We start from the raw sequence: 19,234 nt of genomic DNA, 5'->3' as shown, positions 1-19,234 counted from the left end.
ATGGCTACCAAAGGTATCCCACCATGTTAGAACGTTTGGCCCAGCGAGAACTGGAAAAACTGAGTATCGTCACCGCTTTCGTCGCTTAACGGCTCTGCCACGCTGAAGGTCAATGGGCCTACCGGTGTTAGCCACGAAAGGCCGACACCAACGCTGTAGCGCAAGTCACCCAGGTCAACGCCAGAGTTGCATTGCTGGCGCCCAACATCCGCTTCCTGCACATCATAGCAAGAACTCAAGAAGGTATTACCCGCATCGAGAAAGAGCGATGGCTGAATCGCACGCTGATCTTCTACAAAAGGCATTGGGAAAAGGACTTCTGCTGATCCTTCTACCAATATATTGCCGCCCAACGTACGGTCACGACCGCCATCTCGAGTCGGCGTCGTACGCTGGCCCAGAGTGTTCGATGTAAAACCACGTACTGAACCTAAACCACCCGCATAAAAGTTTTCATAGAACGGATAAGGGTCGTTGCTACCTAGCGTGTCGGCATAGCCTAGATTACCAGTAAACTTCAGCGCCCAAGTCTCGTCATCGTTGATTGGGAACAGTTGCTGAGCACGAGCACGCAGCTTGTAGTACTCCGCATCACTACCAGGGACGCCTGTTTCTAGCGATACACGCTGATAGTTGCCCGCTGTCGGCATAATGCCACGGTTCAAGTTATTACGTGTCCAGCTCGCCGTTAGCTTCAGGCTTTGGGCGTTATCGCCTTCATCTTCGACGTAACGAATAATTTCTGAGGCTGAGTCGTTATAGGTTTTAACCGTGACCTCTTCAAGGCTGGCACCAAAATTCAGACGTGAAAGCTCACTAATGGGGTAACCGAAGTTAATACCAGCCCCATAGGCATCAGTGGAGAACGTCGAAATATCAGAGTCGCCGTAATCAGTTTCCCGATAAAAGAGATTATAACCGCGCGAAATACCATCCAGTGTCCAATAGGGATCCGTGAAAGCAAAGTTAACACTGGTAAACGTATCACTACGTTGTGCACCTACGTTGACGCGGTTCCCGGTGCCCAGGAAGTTATTTTGCGCCAGACCAACGCCGTAAATAACACCTGCGCTTTGTGAAAAGCCGACACTGGCAGAAACTGAGCCAGACGGCTGTTCTTCAACGTTATACGTTACGTCTAGTAAGTCGGGCTGTCCCGGGACCGGTTGCGTATCAACCTCTACTTGGCTAAAGAAGCCAAGGCGCTCTAGGCGTTGACGCGATTGAGTAATCGACTCGGTGGAGGCTGGTGCGCCTTCTAGCTGAATCATTTCGCGACGCAATACTTCGTCTTGCGTTGTGGTATTGCCATAGAACTCGATACGACGCACATAAGTGCGTTGACCAGGATCGACTGCAATCACCAAATCAACCGTTTCGCCATCACCTGCCATTTCAGGGATACCCTGAACTTCAGCAAACGCAAAGCCTTCCGCACCAAGTCGCTGGCGAAGCGCTTCAGTAGACGCATTAAGATCGCCACGAGAGAACGTATCACCACGGCTAATGATCAGTAGTTCGTTCGCTTCGTTTTCGCTAATTTGCAGGTCACCTGCAAAACGAATGTCGCCTACTTGGAACTGATTGCCCTCATCAATATTTAACGTGATGAAGATCTCTGACTTTTCAGGACCAATCGATACCTGTGTTGAGGTGACATCAAAATTAACGTAACCACGATCCAGGTAGAAAGAGCGTAGTCGCTCAATGTCACCTGCCAACGCTTCACGAGAATAATCATCCTTAGAGAACCAACCAAAAACACGCCCAGGCCGATCATTTAGCTCAAATACGTCGCGCAGTGTGTCATCATCGAATGCCTCATTGCCCACAATGTTGATCTGTCGAATTTTAGCAACTTCGCCTTCGTTAACATTGATATTAACCTGAACACGGCCTTCATCAATTTCGTCAACTTCAACATCGATGCGGGCACTGTAGCGCCCCTGAGCTTGATAAACTCCTTCAAGCTCACGCTGAATCTCTTCCAACGTTGAAAGCTGCAGTACCTGCCCCTCGGAAAGGCCTGATTCGCGCAGGCCGTTGCGCAGGTCCTCATCAGAAATCTGCTGATTCCCCTCAATGTTCAAGCGCGCGATGGTCGGCCGCTCTACCACCTGGATAACCAATACATCCCCCTCTCGTGCGAGGGAAACATCTTCAAACAAGCCTGTGGCAAACAAATCGCGCGCAGCGGCAGCAAGCTGCTGCTCGCTAACGCGATCATTGGCATTGACGGGAAACGCATTAAAGACCGAGGCGGCAGATACCCGCTGCAGTCCTTCCACACGAATGTCGGAAACATCAAAGGATTGTGCTTGGGCACTGCTGGTACCTACTAGCAACAGTGCCGCCATTCCAAGGGTCTTGATTTTCATGCAGTCAGTTCGCTCGCGTTGGTCTGCCCATCATTCCAGATAGGCACCATATACATTTGTGCAGGCAGATGACAAGGCATCCAGCGCCCTACACGCGTCATTACCACAGGCGCATCAGATCAAAATAGAGAGCCATCAACATTAGGGTGCCTACCATGGCAAGCCCAATACGCAACCCTACCGCTTGCGTTTGCTCAGAGACCGGCCGCCCACGCACGACCTCTATAAAATAATAAAGTAAATGCCCACCATCGAGCACGGGTATTGGCAGTAGATTAAGCACGCCAAGGCTGATGGAAAGATACGCTAGAAAGCCTACGAACGCTTCCATTCCCGCACGAGCCGAGTCACCTGATATCTGCGCGATGGTAATCGGCCCCGAAAGATTAGACGGTGAAATCAGCCCCACCAGCATCTTGCGGATGGCATCTACCGTCAGCAGCGTCATCTCACCTGTGCGTGATAGCGCCTGACCTACCGCCTCTACCGGCCCGTAACGGATTTCACGTTGAAGCTCTTCAGGCCACGTTACCTGCTGCGCTCCGGCACCAATGTACCCAACCTCGCCGCCACTCTCCAGCGCATTACGGCCAGGCGTTAAGGAGAGACTGCCCTGCTCATCACCACGCTGGTAACCAACCTCTAAGGTTTGGCCTGCATTCTCACGAATAACTGAGACAAACTGCATCCAATCATCAATTGGTTCGCCATCCAGTGACAAAATACGATCACCTGCTCGCAGGCCAGCCTGTGAAGCCGCCTGGCCATCAATCACTTGGCCTAGCACCGCGGGTACGTTTGGGCGCCAAGGCGTAATACCCAAACTCTGCATCGGCTGGGGCGGGTCCTGGCGAACCATGTAGTTGGCCACAGGAAGCTGATAAACCCGTGAGGCATTCGACCCTTCAGGCTGCGCCTCAAGTATCAGGTCGCCATTGAACCCAATCATGGAGACTAGCTTTAAATTAATCTCTTCCCAGGAGCGCATAGTATCTCCCTGGATCGAGGTAATTTCAGCGCCATGAGAAAGCCCTGCCTCTGCCGCAGGAGAGTTAGGAGTAACATCACCAACAATGGGAGCAACGGTTGTGGTGCCGGCAACAAATAGTGCCCAATAGGCCACAATCGCAAGTAAAAAATTTGCAATCGGGCCAGCGGCAACAATAGCGATACGCTGCCACACGGTTTTGCGGTTAAATGCTTGATCTAATTGCTCTTCGGGCACAGGTGCTTCGCGCTCGTCCAGCATCTTTACATAGCCACCTAGCGGTATGGCCGCCACTGCGAACTCTGTGCCGTGACGATCAACGGTCGACCACAGCGGCTTACCAAAGCCTACTGAGAAACGCAGCACCTTTACACCACAGCGCCGCGCCACCCAAAAATGGCCAAACTCGTGGAAGGTTACCAACAACCCAAGCACCACGATTACCGCTAGTATATTTTGTATCAGGCCCACTCTTCGCTCCTTTACACAACTCGCTGATCAACGATGGCTGATGCTAAGCGAACTATTGGCATACTATTAGAGCCGCCTGCTCCCGTGCCCACTGATCTGCCGATAGTATCTGCTCAAGCGTGTCGGCAGGTTCCTCAAACGGTAGGGCCATCACTTTTGCCACCACCTCAGCAATCATGCTGAAGCCAAGCTGTCCTTCCAGAAAAGCCTCGACAGCGACCTCATTTGCTGCGTTCAAAATCGCCGGTGCAGCGCCGCCCTTTCGCATTGCTTCGCGGGCGAGCGTCAAGCAGGGAAAAAGCGTTTCATCGGGAGCTTCGAAATCCAGACGCGCCACCTGAAAAAGATCCAGCGTCTCAACCCCTGCATTAATCCGTTCCGGCCATGCCAAGCCATAGGCAATAGGCGTACGCATATCAGGATTACCCAACTGCGCAATCACCGAACCATCATCATAGGCAACCATAGAATGAATAACGCTTTGCGGATGAACCACGACTTGTATCTGATCGGGCGTTGCATCAAATAGCCAGCACGCTTCAATAAGCTCTAGTCCTTTATTCATCAACGTCGCACTGTCAACGGAGATTTTGCGCCCCATTGACCAGTTAGGATGATGACAAGCCTGCTCAGGGGTCACCTTAGCGATATCGTCTGCCGGCCAGCCGCGAAAAGGCCCGCCAGAGGCAGTAAGCAGCAACTGGCGAACACCGTGCTGACGTAGCCCGCCCCTGTGCTCGGTAGGTAGACACTGGTAAATAGCATTATGTTCGGAATCAATCGGCAATAAAGTTGCACCCGAGCGAGCAATAGCGTCCATAAACAAGGCACCGCTCATCACCAATGCTTCTTTATTGGCCAACAGCACACGCTTACCTGACTCGGCAGCTGCTAGCGCAGGTAGCAGGCCCGCTGCGCCAACAATAGCGGCCATCACGGTATCCACTTGCCTTTCTCGTGCCACCTGACAAAGCGCTATAGCCCCCGAAAGAACCTTAGTAGAGAGCCCTGACATTAAAAGTGATTGCTGCAACCAGTTCGCATCTTCAGGATCATCTAATACAGCAACCTCAGGATGATGAACGCGACATTGCGCTAAGAGCACTTCTTTTGAGGTATGAGCCGTTAAGGCATAAACGCGATAGCGGTCTGGGTATTGAGCAATGACATCAAGGGTGCTTTTACCAATTGAGCCTGTTGAACCAAGCACTGTAATACGCTGAACAGGTGGTTGGCTCATAGGGCACTCACCTGAAGATGGATCACCTGTAAATAGAACAGCGCAAAAATAGGCACTGCTGCCGTCAGGCTGTCAATACGATCTAGTATACCGCCATGGCCTGGCAAGAGCTGGCTTGAATCCTTGATGTCTCGATAGCGCTTGAGCATACTTTCCAATAGATCACCAAGCACTGAAACTAGTGTAACCAAGCCGGTAATCACTACGAGTGCAACACCACCCATAAAATTAATGGGCTGCCATACAGCGAACACAATCGCTAGCAATAATGTGGCCGCAAGACCGCCATACACGCCTTCCCAGGACTTTCCTGGGCTTACTTTTGGAGCAAGCTTGTTTTTTCCCCAACGCCTACCTGCAAAGTAGGCGCCAATATCAGCGGTCCATACCAGCAATAGCACAAATAGCAGCCATACAGCGCCACTATCGCGGAGCACGTTGAATCCTACCCAGCACGGCAGCAGCACCCACACACCCATTAGCAACCGTCGTGAAGTGGCTTGCCATTGGTTAACAGCATTAGGGTAGTGGGTCACCCAATAAAGATTAATTACCCACCCTATAACCGCCAGCCAAAGCGGCCAAGCGGCTAACGCTGCTCCTCCTAGCCACATCACCAGCATTAACACTGCCATAACAGCCACCAGGGAAAATCGCGCCCCCTGGCGGGCGACACCGGCTAAGTTGGTCCACTCCCAAGCACCTAGCAGCACAATAAGTGCTGTAAAAAGTGCAAAGGCCCCACCTTGTAGTCCGAACAAGCCAATCAGCGTCAAGGGCGCTAACCAGGCTGCTGTAATCATCCGCTGTTTAAGCACCTTGCGCCTCTATTTGTGCGTCGGTCATACCAAAACGACGGCGACGTAGGCAAAAGTCGTCCAACGCCTCATCAAGCGCCGCCCCGTTGAAATCTGGCCAGAGCAGTGGCGAAAAATGCAGTTCTGCATAAGCCAACTGCCATAACATAAAGTTAGATAACCGCTGCTCCCCGCTGGTGCGGATGCATAAATCTACCGGCGGCACATTGTGCGTATTCATTGCCGCATCAAGGCGCGCCTCATTAATATCGGAAGCCGCCAGCTCGCCTGCGGCTACTTGCTCTGCCAACTGCCTAGCCGCTCGCGCAAGGTCCCATTGGCCGCCGTAGTTAGCAGCAATCACTAGATGCATGCCGGTATTCTCTGCGGTTAACGCCTCGGCACGCTGAATATGCTTTTGGATCGCATGGGAAAAACCACGCTGCTCGCCAATAATTGACAGACGAATATTACGCTCATTGAGCTTTTTGACTTCACGCTTAAGCGCCATCAAAAAAAGCTCCATCAAGGCATTCACCTCAGCCGCGGGACGCTTCCAATTTTCACTAGAAAAAGCGAAAAGACTCAATGTTTGAACGCCCCGTTGCGCAGCGCGCTCAATAACCGCTCGCACGGCTTCGACACCGGCTCGGTGACCGCGCACTCCGGAAAGCCCTCGTGCCCGCGCCCAGCGGTTATTACCATCCATAATAATAGCAACATGGGATGGCGGTGCCTCCTCGGATCGAGAAGGCGGCCTGCCATCCTGCTGCGCTTGGGGAAGCTGCGGAGACGTCATGGGTTCTCGCACCAAAGGTCAGTCATAGTAAAGCCAAGCGATGGCCCACGGGCAGCCAAGCTCCCCGTGGTTGATTGAAAGCAGGTAGCTATTTTTATACTAATAACTATACCTGCATGAGATCCTGTTCTTTTGCGGCAAGCGCTTTATCGATCTCAGCAATATACTTATCCGTCAACTTCTGGATGTCGTCTTCACCTTGGCGCTGATCGTCTTCGGTAATTTCTTTATCCTTCAGCAAGGATTTAAAATCACCGTTGGCATCACGACGTACGTTACGTACCGCCACGCGCGCATGCTCAGCTTCGCTACGCGCCTGCTTGATGTAGCCTTTGCGTGTTTCTTCGGTCAACATCGGCATCGGCACACGAATGACATTACCAGCACTGGCAGGATTAAGCCCCAGATCAGAGGTCATAATCGCCTTCTCAATCTTGGGCACCATGCCCTGTTCCCAAGGCGTTACTGTCAGTGTACGAGCATCTTCGACGTTAACGGAAGCCACTTGATTTAGCGGCACCTGGCCACCGTAATAATCAACGGTCACCGCGTCGAGAATACTGGGATGAGCACGCCCCGTACGGATCTTATTGAAGTTACTGTGCAGCGCTTCAACGCTTTTCTTCATGCGAGATTCTGCATCTTTCTTGATGTCATTGATCACGATATTACCCTCTGTCTATCAGCGTGCCTTCCTTGCCCCCTACTACCAAATTCAGCAGGGCACCAGGCTTATTCATATCAAATACCCGCACCGGCATATTATGGTCACGTACCAGGCAGATTGCGGTCAAATCCATAACGCCCAATTTTTGGTCTAGGGCATCGTCGTAAGAGAGCTGGTCGTACTTCACGGCATCGGGATGTTTAACCGGATCTTTATTGTACACGCCGTCCACTTTGGTGGCCTTGATCACCACGTCAACATCTACTTCAATACCACGTAAGCAGGCTGCAGAGTCGGTCGTAAAGAAAGGATTACCCGTACCAGCGGAAAACAGCACCACGTCTCCCGACGTTAAGTAGCGGATGGCGGTGCGGCGGTCGTAATGCTCCACCACACCACTCATGGGAATCGCTGACATTACTCGCGAGCGAATATTGGAGCGCTCAAGTGCATCCCGCATTGCTAGCGCATTCATCACTGTTGCCAGCATTCCCATGTGGTCACCCGTCACCCGATCCATGCCAGCTTCATTGAGCGCCGCGCCACGAAATAGGTTTCCACCACCAATCACGATACCCACCTGAACGCCAATACCAACCAATTGGCCGATCTCTAGTGCCATACGATCCAGCACTTTCGGATCAATACCAAAATCGTGCTCACCCATTAGCGCTTCGCCAGACAACTTCAGCAAAATACGTTTGTATTTTGATTTCGACTTTTCAGCCTTACTGGCAGCAACTGCGGGGGCGGACTCTTGAACTTCACGTGACATGGCATCTCTCCTGAGGCAGACCTGAACACAGGCGGGCGAGACGACCCCAGTTTTTCGCAGGGGCCGGATACACAAAAGCGTGCGCTCGCGCGCACGCCATCTTCTTTCTGAAACCTCTGACCTTAGCGACGGCCAGCCTGTTCCATAACTTCTTTAGCAAAGTCGACTTCTTCTTTCTCGATGCCTTCGCCCACTTCAAAGCGAGTGAAGCTAACCACTTCGCCACCCGCCGCTTTCACGAACTCGGCAACGGATTGGTTCGGGTCTTTAACGAACGGCTGTTCGGTCAGGCTGTTCTCGGCCAAGTACTTTTTCAGACGGCCTTGAACCATTTTCTCAGCGATCTGCTCAGGCTTACCGGCCATGTCCGGCTGGGCCAGAATAATCGCTTTTTCTTTATCCAGCTCTTCCTGCGGCATATCTTCTGGGTGCGCAACCGACGGATTGATCGCTGCCACGTGCATAGCAACGTCTTTAGCAGCTTCCGTGTTACCACCTTTCAGAACGGTCAAGACGCCGATACGGCCGCCGTGAACGTATTCGCCTACAAGGCCACCTTCAACAGCGTTCACAACAACGGCACGACGCACACCGATATTCTCGCCGATTTTCTGTACCAGCTGCTCACGAGTAGACTCGAGGTCGCCAGCCATTACCGCTGCAACGTCTTCATTTTTCGCCGCAAAGAACGCATCTGCGATCTTGTTGGTGAAAGCGATGAAGTTGTCGTCACGGGCAACGAAATCAGTTTCGGAGTTGATCTCGACCATTACGCCGTAGCTGCCGTCTTCTGCTACGCGAGTAACAACGGCACCTTCTGCAGCGGTACGACCCGCTTTTTTCGCGGCTTTAAGGCCAGAGCTTTTACGCAGGTTCTCGATTGCAACTTCGATATCACCGTCGGCTTCAGTAAGTGCTTTTTTACACTCCATCATGCCAAGACCGGTACGTTCGCGCAGTTCCTTAACCTGAGAGGCGCTGATAGCAGCCATGAGTTTTCACCTCGGAAATGGTTCTAGCTGAAAGTTAAACGCGCTACAGAGTATAGGCTCGGTAGATGACCGTTGCGTATCACTTTGTAGAGCATTCGCCGGCATTAAGCGTCCGGCATAATCGGCCCACTTGAGCGAACTCAAAGCGGGAAAAAGGGGGCATAAGGCCCCCTCTTAAACATGATGCGGCTTGTCTGGCCGCCGCACCACTGCAACCGTTACTCGGCAGCAGCGTCAGTGTCGGCAGAAGCGGCTTCTTCAGTCACTTCGACAAACTCTTCCGGACGACCTTCTTTCGCACGACCACACGCGTCAGCAATTGCTTTCACGTAGATCTGAATAGCGCGGATAGAGTCATCGTTACCCGGGATCACGTAATCAACGCCATCTGGGTTTGAGTTGGTATCTACCACACCAATAACCGGGATACCCAGCTTGTTGGCTTCGTTGATCGCGATGCGCTCGTGGTCAACATCGATAACGAACAGTGCGTCAGGAAGGCCGCCCATGTTCTTGATACCGCCGATAGAACGCTCGAGCTTCTCTTGCTCACGCGTCGCCATCAAGACTTCTTTCTTGGTCAGTTTCTCGAACGTACCGTCTTCGCGCATTGTTTCTAAGTCGCGTAGACGCTTGATGGACTGACGAATAGTCTTGAAGTTAGTCAGCATGCCACCCAACCAGCGATGGTTGACGAACGGCTGGTTAACGCGGTTTGCTTCTTCTTTGATGATCTTGCTAGCGCTGCGCTTGGTGCCAACAAACAAAATTTTGTTGTTGGATGCCGCCATCTTCTCAACCACGTCGATCGCTTCGTTCAGCGCCGGCAAGGTGTGCTCGAGGTTGATGATATGAATCTTGTTGCGCGCGCCGAAGATGAATTTACCCATCTTCGGATTCCAATACTTGGTTTGGTGACCGAAGTGAGCGCCTGCTTTCAGCAGGTCACGCATATTAACGTGAGACATGATAAAACTCCTGAAACTCGGGTTAGGCCTCCACGCACCCCATGGATCCGACCAGTGGCATCGTCAGACGCTGCCAGCGGCACCCGGGACCATGTGCCGGTGCATGTGTGTTTTCAAGGCTTGCTGTTTAGCAACACAGACTACCTGCATTGCGTTTAAAATAGCCTTTCTGCAGATGACCAACCGATAAAGAAGCATTGGATGGCGATTGCAGGAAAGCGCGCGGCTTTATACCATAGATCATTACCAAGATGAAGTCACAGCGCATGTAACGGTCTTAATTTACCGCTCACCATTGCCGTTCACCACTTACTTTAGAATCCACATCGAGAATTCATGAACGTTCCTATCAAGACGCCTTCTGAAATCGAGAAAATGCGTGAAGCCGGGCGCCAAGCTGCCAGCGTCATTGAAATGATCACACCCCACATCGAAGCAGGGATCTCTACGGGTGAAATTGATCGCCTGTGCCACGATTTTATTGTTAATAATTTGGGCTCTACACCTGCCCCGTTGAACTACCACGGTTTTCCGAAAGCAACCTGCACATCAATCAATCACGTGGTCTGCCATGGCATCCCTGATGATGCCAAAAAATTGAAGAACGGCGATATCATGAATCTGGATATCACCGTCAAAACGACTGACGGCTACCACGGCGATTCCAGCGTAATGTTCGTCATCGGCGATACGATCCAGGGCGAGCGCTTATGCCGTATCACTCAAGAGTGCCTGTACAAAAGCATTGAGCTAGTAAAGCCAGGCGTACACCTATCGGAACTTGCCCGCGTTATTCAGCAACACGCTGAGGCACACGGCTACTCCGTGGTACGTGACTTCTGCGGCCACGGCATCGGCGCCGATTTCCACGAAGATCCGCAGTTTCTTCACTATGATGGCTATGCGCCAGATGCCGATATCTCATTGGAAGCCGGCATGTGCTTTACTATCGAACCAATGATTAATGTGGGCGGCTATAAAACCAAGGTACTACGCGATGGCTGGACCGCGGTCACTAAGGATCGAAGCTTATCTGCTCAGTGGGAGCACACGCTGCTGGTCACGGAAAACGGCGTTGAGGTGTTAACAGCACGCAACGACGAAGACTTCAGTTTTCTGAATCGCTGATGCTTCTTCATCACTACCGGTTCGAGCCGGACACCACGCTGTACGATCTCGCTATGTTTCGCACCGAACTAGCTGGTTCACGCTCTCCTATTGCGCCGTTTAAGGCGGCGCTTCGGGAGCTACAAGCCAAGCTGGATGAGCAGTTTCGTTCCGGGGCAGATATACGCGACTTAGTCCGCGGACGGGCGTGGTATCTGGATCAGTTGCTAGCCATCGCCTGGGAACAGCACGATTGGCCTGACGAGGGTGTTGCTCTGGTAGCGGTAGGTGGCTATGGGCGTGGCGAGCTACACCCGCACTCAGATATTGATCTGTTGCTGCTGCTAGAACACGACGACGATACTCCCTTCCAAGAATCGCTAAGCGCTTTTATTACCTTCTTATGGGATATCGGTCTTGAGATTGGTCATAGCGTACGCTCACTAAATGACTGTGAGCGAGAAGCTGAAGCGGATGTCACCGTGATGACCAATCTGCTGGAATCACGGCTCATTGCTGGCCCCGAACACCTTCGCCAAAAAATGCGTGAACGCCTTAGTGCCGAGCACATTTGGCCCGCCGACCGCTTTTTTGAAGCAAAGTGGCAAGAACAAATTGCTCGCCACTACCGCTACAACAATTCTGAATACCATTTAGAGCCAAACCTCAAAAGCTCCCCAGGTGGCCTGCGAGATATTCAGATGATTGGCTGGGTAGCCAAACGCCATTTTGGCACTGAGCACTATGCCGACATTGTCGCAAATGGCTTTATGAACGATGCCGAGCTTCGCATCTTAAGCCAGGGCCAAGCCTTTTTGTGGCAGGTGCGTTATGCCCTGCACATGCTGACAGACCGCGCCGAAGACCGATTGCTATTTGATCACCAGCGCACCATTGCCGAAATGTTTGGCTTTCGAGATACCCCTGAGCGCTTAGCGGTTGAACAGTTTATGAAGCGCTACTATCGGCATGTGACCGCCCTAGCCGGGCTTAACGACATGCTGTTACAGCACTTTGATGAGGTTATTCTACGCGGCAAAGAGGCCTTGGAAACTGTTAAGCTGAATGAGCGTTTCGAAACGAAAGGCGGCTACATCCAGGTGCGTTCACGCAATCTGTTTCGTGAGCGACCTGCGGCCATGCTGGAACTGTTTCTGTTGATGGCCAAGCACCCGGAAATAGAGGGGGTACGCGCTGACACCATCCGCTTGATTCGCGACCATCGCCATCAAATCGATGACCATTACCGTGAAGACCCGCGCCATCAGCGGCTGTTCATGTCCATTTTACGGGCTCCCGGCAATGTCCCTCGCCAGTTAAGGCGTATGAACCGTTACGGCATCTTAGGCAAGTACCTTCCAGAATTTGGTCGCGCGGTTGGATTGATGCAACACGATTTGTTTCATATTTACACCGTAGATGCTCATACCCTCCGCTTGCTGAAGTTTTTACACGGATTTCGAAAATCGGATGCCAAAGACGACTTCCCAGTCGCAGCCACGCTTATCCATCAACTGCCCAAAATGGATCTACTGTGGATTGCCGGGCTGTTTCATGATGTTGGTAAAGGTCGCGGCGGCGACCATTCTGAGATTGGTGCACGTGATGTTGAACAATTCTGTCACCGTCACCACGTTTCCCAACACGATACCAATTTACTGCGCTGGCTGGTGGAGCATCACCTACTGATGTCCATGACCGCTCAGAAGCGTGACATTAGCGATCCCGACGTGATTCGCGACTTCGCTCTAACGGTGCGCGACGAGACCCGCTTAGATTACCTCTACGTGCTCACAGTGGCCGACATAAACGCAACCAACCCCACTCTGTGGAACGGTTGGCGCGCGTCACTGTTGCGCCAGCTTCATGCCGAAACCAAGCGTGCATTGCGACGGGGGCTAAAAAATCCGCCTGACCGAGATGACTGGGTGCGAGAAACCCGCACTGAAGCCCGCTCGTTACTGCAAACAGTCGGCGTCGACAGCGCTCAGATTGATCAACTGTGGGAATCCCTCGGCGAAGACTATTTCCTTCAATACGCACCCAGCGAAATTGTCTGGCAGACCCAAGGCATTCTTGCCCACCAGCCGTCTATTTTGCCGTTGGTCTTAATTAGTGCGCCCACCGCCGATATGGCCGAAGGTGGCACCAAGGTCTTTATCCACACCCGTTCGGTAGACGATTTATTTGCGGCAACCGCCGCCGCCATGGAGCAACTAGGCTTATCTATCCATGATGCCCGCATCGCCACCTCGCACAACGACTGGACACTCAACACGTTCATTGTGCTAGATCATTATGGCCAGCCTATTCGTGATCCTGAGCATATTGAGGAGATGCGTCGGCACCTCGTCGAAGAATTGGATGACCCGGATGACTATCCAGAGATTGTTACGCGCCACACACCGCGACAGCTTAAGCACTTCAAAGTGCCCACCGAGGTAGTTATTGAGCAGGACCCAGCCAACGAACGTACGCTGCTAGAGTTAACTGCTCCAGACCGCCCCGGCCTGCTGGCTCGTGTCGGGCGTATTTTTATGGAACAGGATATTGCCTTATCGGCGGCGAAAATTGCCACGCTGGGGGAACGGGTTGAAGACGTTTTCTTCATTACCACAAAAGCAGGTGAACCGCTCACCGACCCAGATCGGCAACAGCAGCTTCGTGAACGGCTTATCGAAGTGTTAGGCGTGTAAGCGCTCAAATCAGCGACACCTTGGTGGTTAAGTTTGAGGTGGCACCAGGGGTTGCCTATAATCGGCGGTTTAGTTGGCCGTTTTTACAGACATCCAGCACCGCCTTTAGGCTATCAACGGACATGCCATGAATCCTGATCTAAACCTTCTGCACCCCTATCCGTTTGAAAAGCTAGCCGCCCTAAAGGCAGCGCTTGTGCCACCGGTGGGGCTTGCACATATTCCCCTCACTATTGGGGAACCTCAACACGCCCCTTACGCAGGGGCGTTAGAGGCGCTGGTTACCCACCAATTAGAGATGGCTCGCTACCCAGCAACCATCGGCCTACCCGCCCTACGCGAAACAATTGCCCGCTGGGCAACCCAACGTTTTTCGCTTGCCGGGCTAGATGCCGAACAGCAAGTACTCCCCGTTAACGGCACCCGCGAAGCAATTTTTGCATTTGTACAAGCCGCGTTGGATCGTCATCGCCCCGCCAAGGTGGCTGTCCCCAATCCCTTCTACCAAATTTATGAAGGGGCCACACTACTGGCAGGTGGCGAGCCGCTCTATTTGGATTGCACGGCTGACAACGATTTTCGCCCTGATTTTTCGGCCGTGAGCGCGGCAACCTGGCGCGATGTACAAATGGTATTCATTTGCTCACCTGGCAACCCCACAGGGGCCGTCACGCCACTTTCTGAATTCAAGGAGCTCATCGCACTGGCTGATGAGCACGACTTTATCATCGCCTCCGATGAGTGCTACTCAGAGCTATATCTGGATGAAAGCACGCCGCCTCCCGGCCTGCTACAAGCCTGCGCAGAGCTTGGACGCGACGACTACCAACGCTGCGTAGTATTTCACTCGCTATCTAAACGCTCTAACTTGCCAGGGTTACGCTCTGGCTTTGTGGCGGGTGACGCGAATATTCTGGCGCCGTTTAAGCGCTACCGTACGTATCACGGCTGTGCAATGTCGCTGCCGCTTCAGCATGCCTCTATCGCCGCTTGGCAGGATGAAACCCACGTTCGCGCCAACCGGGACGCTTACCGCGAAAAATTTAACGCTGTCACCAACGTTCTGGCCCCGGTAATGAGCTTCCCCACGCCAGAAGCGAGCTTTTACCTCTGGCCAGCAGTGCCCGATGGTGATGACATCGCCTTTACCCAGCGGCTATTTAGCGAGCAACACGTCAGCGTCTTACCTGGCAGCCTTATGGGCCGCCCAGGAGAAAATGGCCGTAACCCCGGCTCGGGTCGACTACGTTTAGCATTAGTGGCGGAACTTGCGCCCACACTTGAAGCAGCTGAGCGACTTCGTCAACTGCTTGAGCGCGGCTAAGACACCGTAGACTTATTTAAGGAGGTTGTATGCTGACACTCTATATCATCAACACATGCGACACCTGCCGCAAAGCACGCAACGCACTTGAAGAAAAAGGTATTCCTTTCAAGACCCATGACCTGCGTAAAGATGGTCTTTCAGCTGGCCTACTTGAGCACATTCTTGAGCGCGTACCGCTATTAGAGGCGCTTAATAAGCGCAGCAAAACATGGCGCGACTTACCCCAGGAAGAAAAAGACAGCTTGGATGCTACGTCTGCCCGCAGGCTATTACTTGAACAGCCCACGTTGCTCAAAAGGCCACTGTTAGAAGTTGATAACGATACTATTTTAGTGGGCTACCGCGACGGCGATTACGACTCTCTCAGCGGCTAATACGCCACTGAACCCTAACAACTGATTATTATTTAAAACTTTAAAGGAAGACGCGTTATGCTGAGCTTCGCGCTTGGAATCGGCACCCAAAACACCCAGGGCGACTGGCTAGAAATCTACTACCCAGCACCACTGTTTAATCCTGCAGACAGCTTGGTAGCCGCAGCCAAAGAGGCGCTAGACGCCCCCACTGGAAATACGGCGATCAGTTTCCTGCCTGAAGATTGCACGCGCCTAGCCAAAGCGTTAGAAGCTGCCGGCCACTCTGAGCAGGCAGCCCTCGCCGAATCACTCGCCACCAGCCATCGCCCTCTGGTCGCGATGTTTTTAGAAAGCGATCAGGCACCACAAACCGCTCCTGAAGTCTACTTAAAGCTGCACCTGCTCTCTCACCGTTTAGTGAAGCCTCATGGCTTGGATCTGACGGGTATGTTTGGCCTGCTGCGCAATATTGCCTGGACCAACGAAGGCGCGATTGATATCGAAGAGCTGCCCGCCCGCCGCCTGAAAGCGCGCTTAGCGGGTCGAGCGCTATCAGTCGACTGCGTTGATAAATTCCCCAAAATGACCGATTACGTGGTGCCCACGGGCATCCGCATTGGCGACACTGCTCGCGTGCGCCTGGGCGCTTACCTAGGTGAAGGCACCACGGTAATGCATGAAGGCTTCGTCAACTTCAACGCAGGTACTGAAGGCCCCGGCATGATCGAAGGGCGCATTTCTGCAGGCGTTATGGTCGGTAAAGGCTCTGACCTGGGTGGCGGCTGCTCTACCATGGGAACGCTTTCTGGCGGCGGCAACATCATCATCAAGGTAGGCGAAGGCTGCCTGATCGGTGCCAATGCTGGCATCGGTATTCCACTAGGTGACCGCTGCACCGTAGAAGCGGGCTTGTATATTACCGCAGGTTCGAAAGTTACCCTGCTCGACGATCAGAATCAGGAAGTTAACACCGTGGCAGCACGCGAACTAGCAGGCCAGGATGACTTATTACTGCGCCGCAATTCGCAAAACGGTCGTATTGAGTGCCTGACCAATAAAAGCGCCATTGCGCTGAACGAGGCACTGCATGCCCATAACTGAGCCTGAAACGCTGTCGCCCACACTGCAGCTCGCGTTTGAGCTACTAAGCCGGGCGTCGGTAACGCCGGATGACGAAGGCTGCCAGGACCTTATGATCGAGCGCTTAACGGCGCTCGGTTTTCATATCGAGCAACTGCCGTTTGGCGATGTCAAAAATTTCTGGGCAATAAGAGGCCATCATGGCCCCGTGTTAGCCTTTGCTGGCCACACCGACGTCGTACCCAGTGGGCCCCATACGAACTGGGAATTCCCACCGTTTGAGCCATGCATTGATGAGCACGGCATGCTCTGTGGGCGAGGCGCAGCAGACATGAAGGGCAGCCTAGCGGCGATGCTCACTGCTGTTGAGCGCTTTGTTACGACCCATCCGGAGCACGATGGCCGGATAGCGTTTTTAATCACATCCGATGAGGAAGGCCCTGCCGTTGATGGCACCCGTGCAGTGGTTGAGCATTTACGCGAACGCAACGAACGCCTGGACTACTGTATTGTTGGTGAACCTTCGTCAACTTCACGACTGGGCGATATGATTAAAAACGGTCGCCGCGGGTCATTGGGCGGCGTTCTACATCTCAAAGGGGTTCAGGGTCATGTGGCCTACCCACACCTTGCGCGCAACCCTATTCACCAAGCGATGCCCGCACTGGATGCGTTGGTTAACGAGCACTGGGACGCGGGCAATGACTTTTTTCCAGCCACCAGCTTCCAGGTATCTAATTTTCGCGCGGGCACCGGGGCAACCAACGTCATTCCAGGTGAAGTAGAAGTCGTCTTTAACTTCCGTTATTCCACGGAAGTTACCCATGAGATGCTAAGAAGCCGAACCGAGTCGATTTTGGATAAACATGGCCTTGAGTACCACATCGATTGGACACTCAACGGCGAACCATTTCTAACCGCAGAAGGCGAATTAGTCGATGCTGCCATTCGCGGGGTAGAAGCCGTTACCGGCGAGCGACCTGCGCTTTCGACCAGCGGCGGCACCTCAGATGGTCGCTTCATCGCGACACTTGGCGCTCAAGTGGTCGAGCTCGGCCCGCTTAACGACACCATTCACAAAGTGAATGAGCGCGTGCGCGCCAGCGACCTAGATGACCTAAGCCGCATTTACGAAGCAACGCTTCAAGCCTTGTTAACGGACGACGAGGTAAGCGCATGATGGAACGGTTCCCAGATATCGAAGTTTACTTGGCGCATGTGGCGATAGAAGACGTCAACACATGGTTAAGTGAAGCACTAGATGCACCGCCTCTTAGCCCCGCAGGCAAAGGCAAATGGAAGACTCGCGGACACCATCAAGGTGAAGTTGTGCCCGTACTATTGGTGGACAAAGCGGCCGATGGTTTTGCCAGCCTGTGGTTTGATAGCCACCATACTCCGTGGCACACCGACCAAGAGTGCGCTCAGCACGCCGCAGAGGCACTGCAAACCGAAGTGCGCTGTTCGCTAGGTGGGTGGCACCCAGGCGATGATCCCGATCGTTTCTGGCAGGTATTACCAGGGGGCCAGGAAAACGCCATTGAATGGCCTGACTCAGGCCGTTAAACGCAGAAGACCCCGCATAGCGGGGTCTTGTTTTTCAGCAGTTGTCGGTGCCAGCGCAATTCAATAAAAGCGATTTAATAAAAGCTACTCAATAATGCTGACATCATCCGCCTGAAGACCACGATCATTCTTAATCACGTGATAGCGAACAATCTGCCCTTCAGCAAGCATACGCGGGCCACGTCCACGAATAGCACGAAAGTGAACAAACACATCCTCACCATTATCTCGGGTAATAAAGCCGTAACCTTTATTGGTGTTAAACCACTTTACTTCGCCCTCTTCACGACCATCATTGGGGTCGATGATATCTTCCTCTTCATCATCTTCCACTTCAGGTACCGCTTGAGGCTGACGCGGCGCAGATTTAGTTCGAGAAACATCAGCTTTCACTACCATAGGCGGCGCCAGAGCAGCAGCGGCTAAAGTGCCTATGAATAACGCAATAAAACATCCCAGAGCAGCGGCAATATACACACCACTCACCCCGCTGATGGCGAGCTCGGCTAACCATTGCTCAGCAAGCGGTGCATTCGTTAAATGAACAATCCCCGCCAGAAGAAGTGGCGTGGGGGCGGCAAGTAAAACACTGATGAAGAAACAGCGAAAAACAACTTTTGGATTCATAGATGATAAAAGCTCTCTTGTTGTATGGGTAACAGACGAAGGACAATACTCGGCCAACTAGGCCCATTCCTAACAGTACCGAGCATACTACACAAGGTGACGATGTTATCATGACAAACGAATTATCGCCTGCAGAGCTAACTCAACTTCTTGAATCTTTAGAGAGTCGGCTGGCTTACCAGGAGCATTGGCTAGACACTCTTGACCAAGCGGTTGCCCAGCAAGAGCGCCGATTAGAAAAGCTGGAGCAACTGAGCACGCTGATGCGTGACCGCTTGCGCGAGCAGTATCAAGCGCTCCAAGCGGGTGACTCACAAGGCGATACTCGCCCAGAGGACGAAGTGCCCCCTCATTATTAGCAACATCACCCTAATACTAGTGGTATCAACTACTACTAATT

18 protein-coding genes are annotated in these 19,234 nt (G+C 52.7%); 8 read left to right on the top strand and 10 right to left on the bottom strand.

The annotated features are described in order from the left end of the window. Window positions 1–26 precede the first annotated feature (26 nt). From bamA to rpsB, 9 genes are all read right to left on the bottom strand, one after another. Window positions 27–2,378, bottom strand: a complete 2,352-nt coding sequence (gene bamA, locus B6A39_RS02515) for an outer membrane protein assembly factor BamA (RefSeq protein ID WP_442906283.1) — start codon at window positions 2,376–2,378, stop codon at window positions 27–29. A 100-nt stretch (window positions 2,379–2,478) separates the two neighbouring features. Continuing rightward, the gene (gene rseP, locus B6A39_RS02510; protein WP_083000997.1) at window positions 2,479–3,837 is read right to left on the bottom strand and encodes a sigma E protease regulator RseP; all 1,359 of its coding nucleotides are present in this window, start codon (window positions 3,835–3,837) and stop codon (window positions 2,479–2,481) included. A gap of 52 nt (window positions 3,838–3,889) precedes the next feature. Continuing rightward, complete coding sequence (ispC, locus tag B6A39_RS02505; RefSeq protein ID WP_083000995.1) at window positions 3,890–5,077, bottom strand: 1-deoxy-D-xylulose-5-phosphate reductoisomerase; 1,188 nt, start codon at window positions 5,075–5,077, stop codon at window positions 3,890–3,892. Further along, a complete protein-coding gene (locus B6A39_RS02500) occupies window positions 5,074–5,895 on the bottom strand; it encodes a phosphatidate cytidylyltransferase (RefSeq protein ID WP_083000993.1) in 822 nt (273 codons plus the stop codon). Before B6A39_RS02500 ends, ispC begins: the two co-directional genes overlap by 4 nt. Further along, window positions 5,888–6,673, bottom strand: coding sequence for a polyprenyl diphosphate synthase (gene uppS, locus B6A39_RS02495; protein WP_083000991.1), 786 nt, complete (start codon window positions 6,671–6,673; stop codon window positions 5,888–5,890). Before uppS ends, B6A39_RS02500 begins: the two co-directional genes overlap by 8 nt. Before the next feature lie 106 nt (window positions 6,674–6,779). Then, on the bottom strand, window positions 6,780–7,337 hold the full coding sequence (frr, locus tag B6A39_RS02490) for a ribosome recycling factor (RefSeq protein WP_083000988.1): 558 nt from the start codon (window positions 7,335–7,337) through the stop codon (window positions 6,780–6,782). A gap of 4 nt (window positions 7,338–7,341) precedes the next feature. Then, complete coding sequence (gene pyrH, locus B6A39_RS02485; RefSeq protein WP_038481158.1) at window positions 7,342–8,115, bottom strand: UMP kinase; 774 nt, start codon at window positions 8,113–8,115, stop codon at window positions 7,342–7,344. Window positions 8,116–8,237: 122 nt separating this feature from the next. Continuing rightward, window positions 8,238–9,107 (bottom strand): translation elongation factor Ts, encoded by an 870-nt coding sequence (tsf, locus tag B6A39_RS02480; RefSeq protein WP_038481144.1) that lies wholly within the window; start codon window positions 9,105–9,107, stop codon window positions 8,238–8,240. 218 nt (window positions 9,108–9,325) lie between these two features. After that, window positions 9,326–10,075, bottom strand: a complete 750-nt coding sequence (gene rpsB / locus B6A39_RS02475) for a 30S ribosomal protein S2 (protein ID WP_038481130.1) — start codon at window positions 10,073–10,075, stop codon at window positions 9,326–9,328. A gap of 336 nt (window positions 10,076–10,411) precedes the next feature. Between rpsB and map the strand changes: the two genes are divergently transcribed. The 7 genes from map (at window position 10,412) to B6A39_RS02440 (ending at window position 18,207) form a co-directional block, all read left to right on the top strand. After that, window positions 10,412–11,203, top strand: coding sequence for a type I methionyl aminopeptidase (gene map / locus B6A39_RS02470; RefSeq protein ID WP_083000986.1), 792 nt, complete (start codon window positions 10,412–10,414; stop codon window positions 11,201–11,203). Continuing rightward, entirely contained in the window at window positions 11,203–13,878 is a 2,676-nt protein-coding gene (locus tag B6A39_RS02465; RefSeq protein ID WP_083000984.1) for a [protein-PII] uridylyltransferase, read from the top strand. The genes map and B6A39_RS02465 overlap by 1 nt, the downstream gene beginning before the upstream one ends. Before the next feature lie 127 nt (window positions 13,879–14,005). After that, window positions 14,006–15,202: a succinyldiaminopimelate transaminase gene (dapC, locus tag B6A39_RS02460; protein WP_083000981.1), complete on the top strand. Its 1,197-nt coding sequence runs from the start codon at window positions 14,006–14,008 to the stop codon at window positions 15,200–15,202. Window positions 15,203–15,231: 29 nt separating this feature from the next. Then, the gene (locus tag B6A39_RS02455) at window positions 15,232–15,579 is read left to right on the top strand and encodes a Spx/MgsR family RNA polymerase-binding regulatory protein (RefSeq protein ID WP_083000979.1); all 348 of its coding nucleotides are present in this window, start codon (window positions 15,232–15,234) and stop codon (window positions 15,577–15,579) included. A gap of 57 nt (window positions 15,580–15,636) precedes the next feature. After that, window positions 15,637–16,662, top strand: coding sequence for a 2,3,4,5-tetrahydropyridine-2,6-dicarboxylate N-succinyltransferase (dapD, locus tag B6A39_RS02450; RefSeq protein ID WP_083000976.1), 1,026 nt, complete (start codon window positions 15,637–15,639; stop codon window positions 16,660–16,662). Continuing rightward, complete coding sequence (gene dapE, locus B6A39_RS02445) at window positions 16,649–17,821, top strand: succinyl-diaminopimelate desuccinylase (protein WP_083000973.1); 1,173 nt, start codon at window positions 16,649–16,651, stop codon at window positions 17,819–17,821. Before dapD ends, dapE begins: the two co-directional genes overlap by 14 nt. Continuing rightward, window positions 17,818–18,207, top strand: a complete 390-nt coding sequence (locus B6A39_RS02440) for a hypothetical protein (RefSeq protein ID WP_083000971.1) — start codon at window positions 17,818–17,820, stop codon at window positions 18,205–18,207. Before dapE ends, B6A39_RS02440 begins: the two co-directional genes overlap by 4 nt. A gap of 84 nt (window positions 18,208–18,291) precedes the next feature. Here B6A39_RS02440 and B6A39_RS19120 read toward each other — a convergent pair whose 3' ends face one another. Beyond that, window positions 18,292–18,834 carry a cold-shock protein gene (locus tag B6A39_RS19120; RefSeq protein ID WP_038481105.1) on the bottom strand — a complete coding sequence of 181 codons (543 nt, stop codon included), beginning with the start codon at window positions 18,832–18,834 and terminating at the stop codon, window positions 18,292–18,294. 110 nt (window positions 18,835–18,944) lie between these two features. Between B6A39_RS19120 and B6A39_RS02430 the strand changes: the two genes are divergently transcribed. Beyond that, on the top strand, window positions 18,945–19,193 hold the full coding sequence (locus B6A39_RS02430; protein WP_038481102.1) for a SlyX family protein: 249 nt from the start codon (window positions 18,945–18,947) through the stop codon (window positions 19,191–19,193). Window positions 19,194–19,234 lie beyond the last annotated feature (41 nt).

The sequence above is a fragment of the Halomonas sp. GT genome, from assembly GCF_002082565.1.
Taxonomy (GTDB): Bacteria; Pseudomonadota; Gammaproteobacteria; order Pseudomonadales; family Halomonadaceae; genus Vreelandella.
The sequence above is the reverse complement of the archived record's forward strand: the minus strand, read 5'-3'. Positions and strand labels throughout refer to the sequence as shown.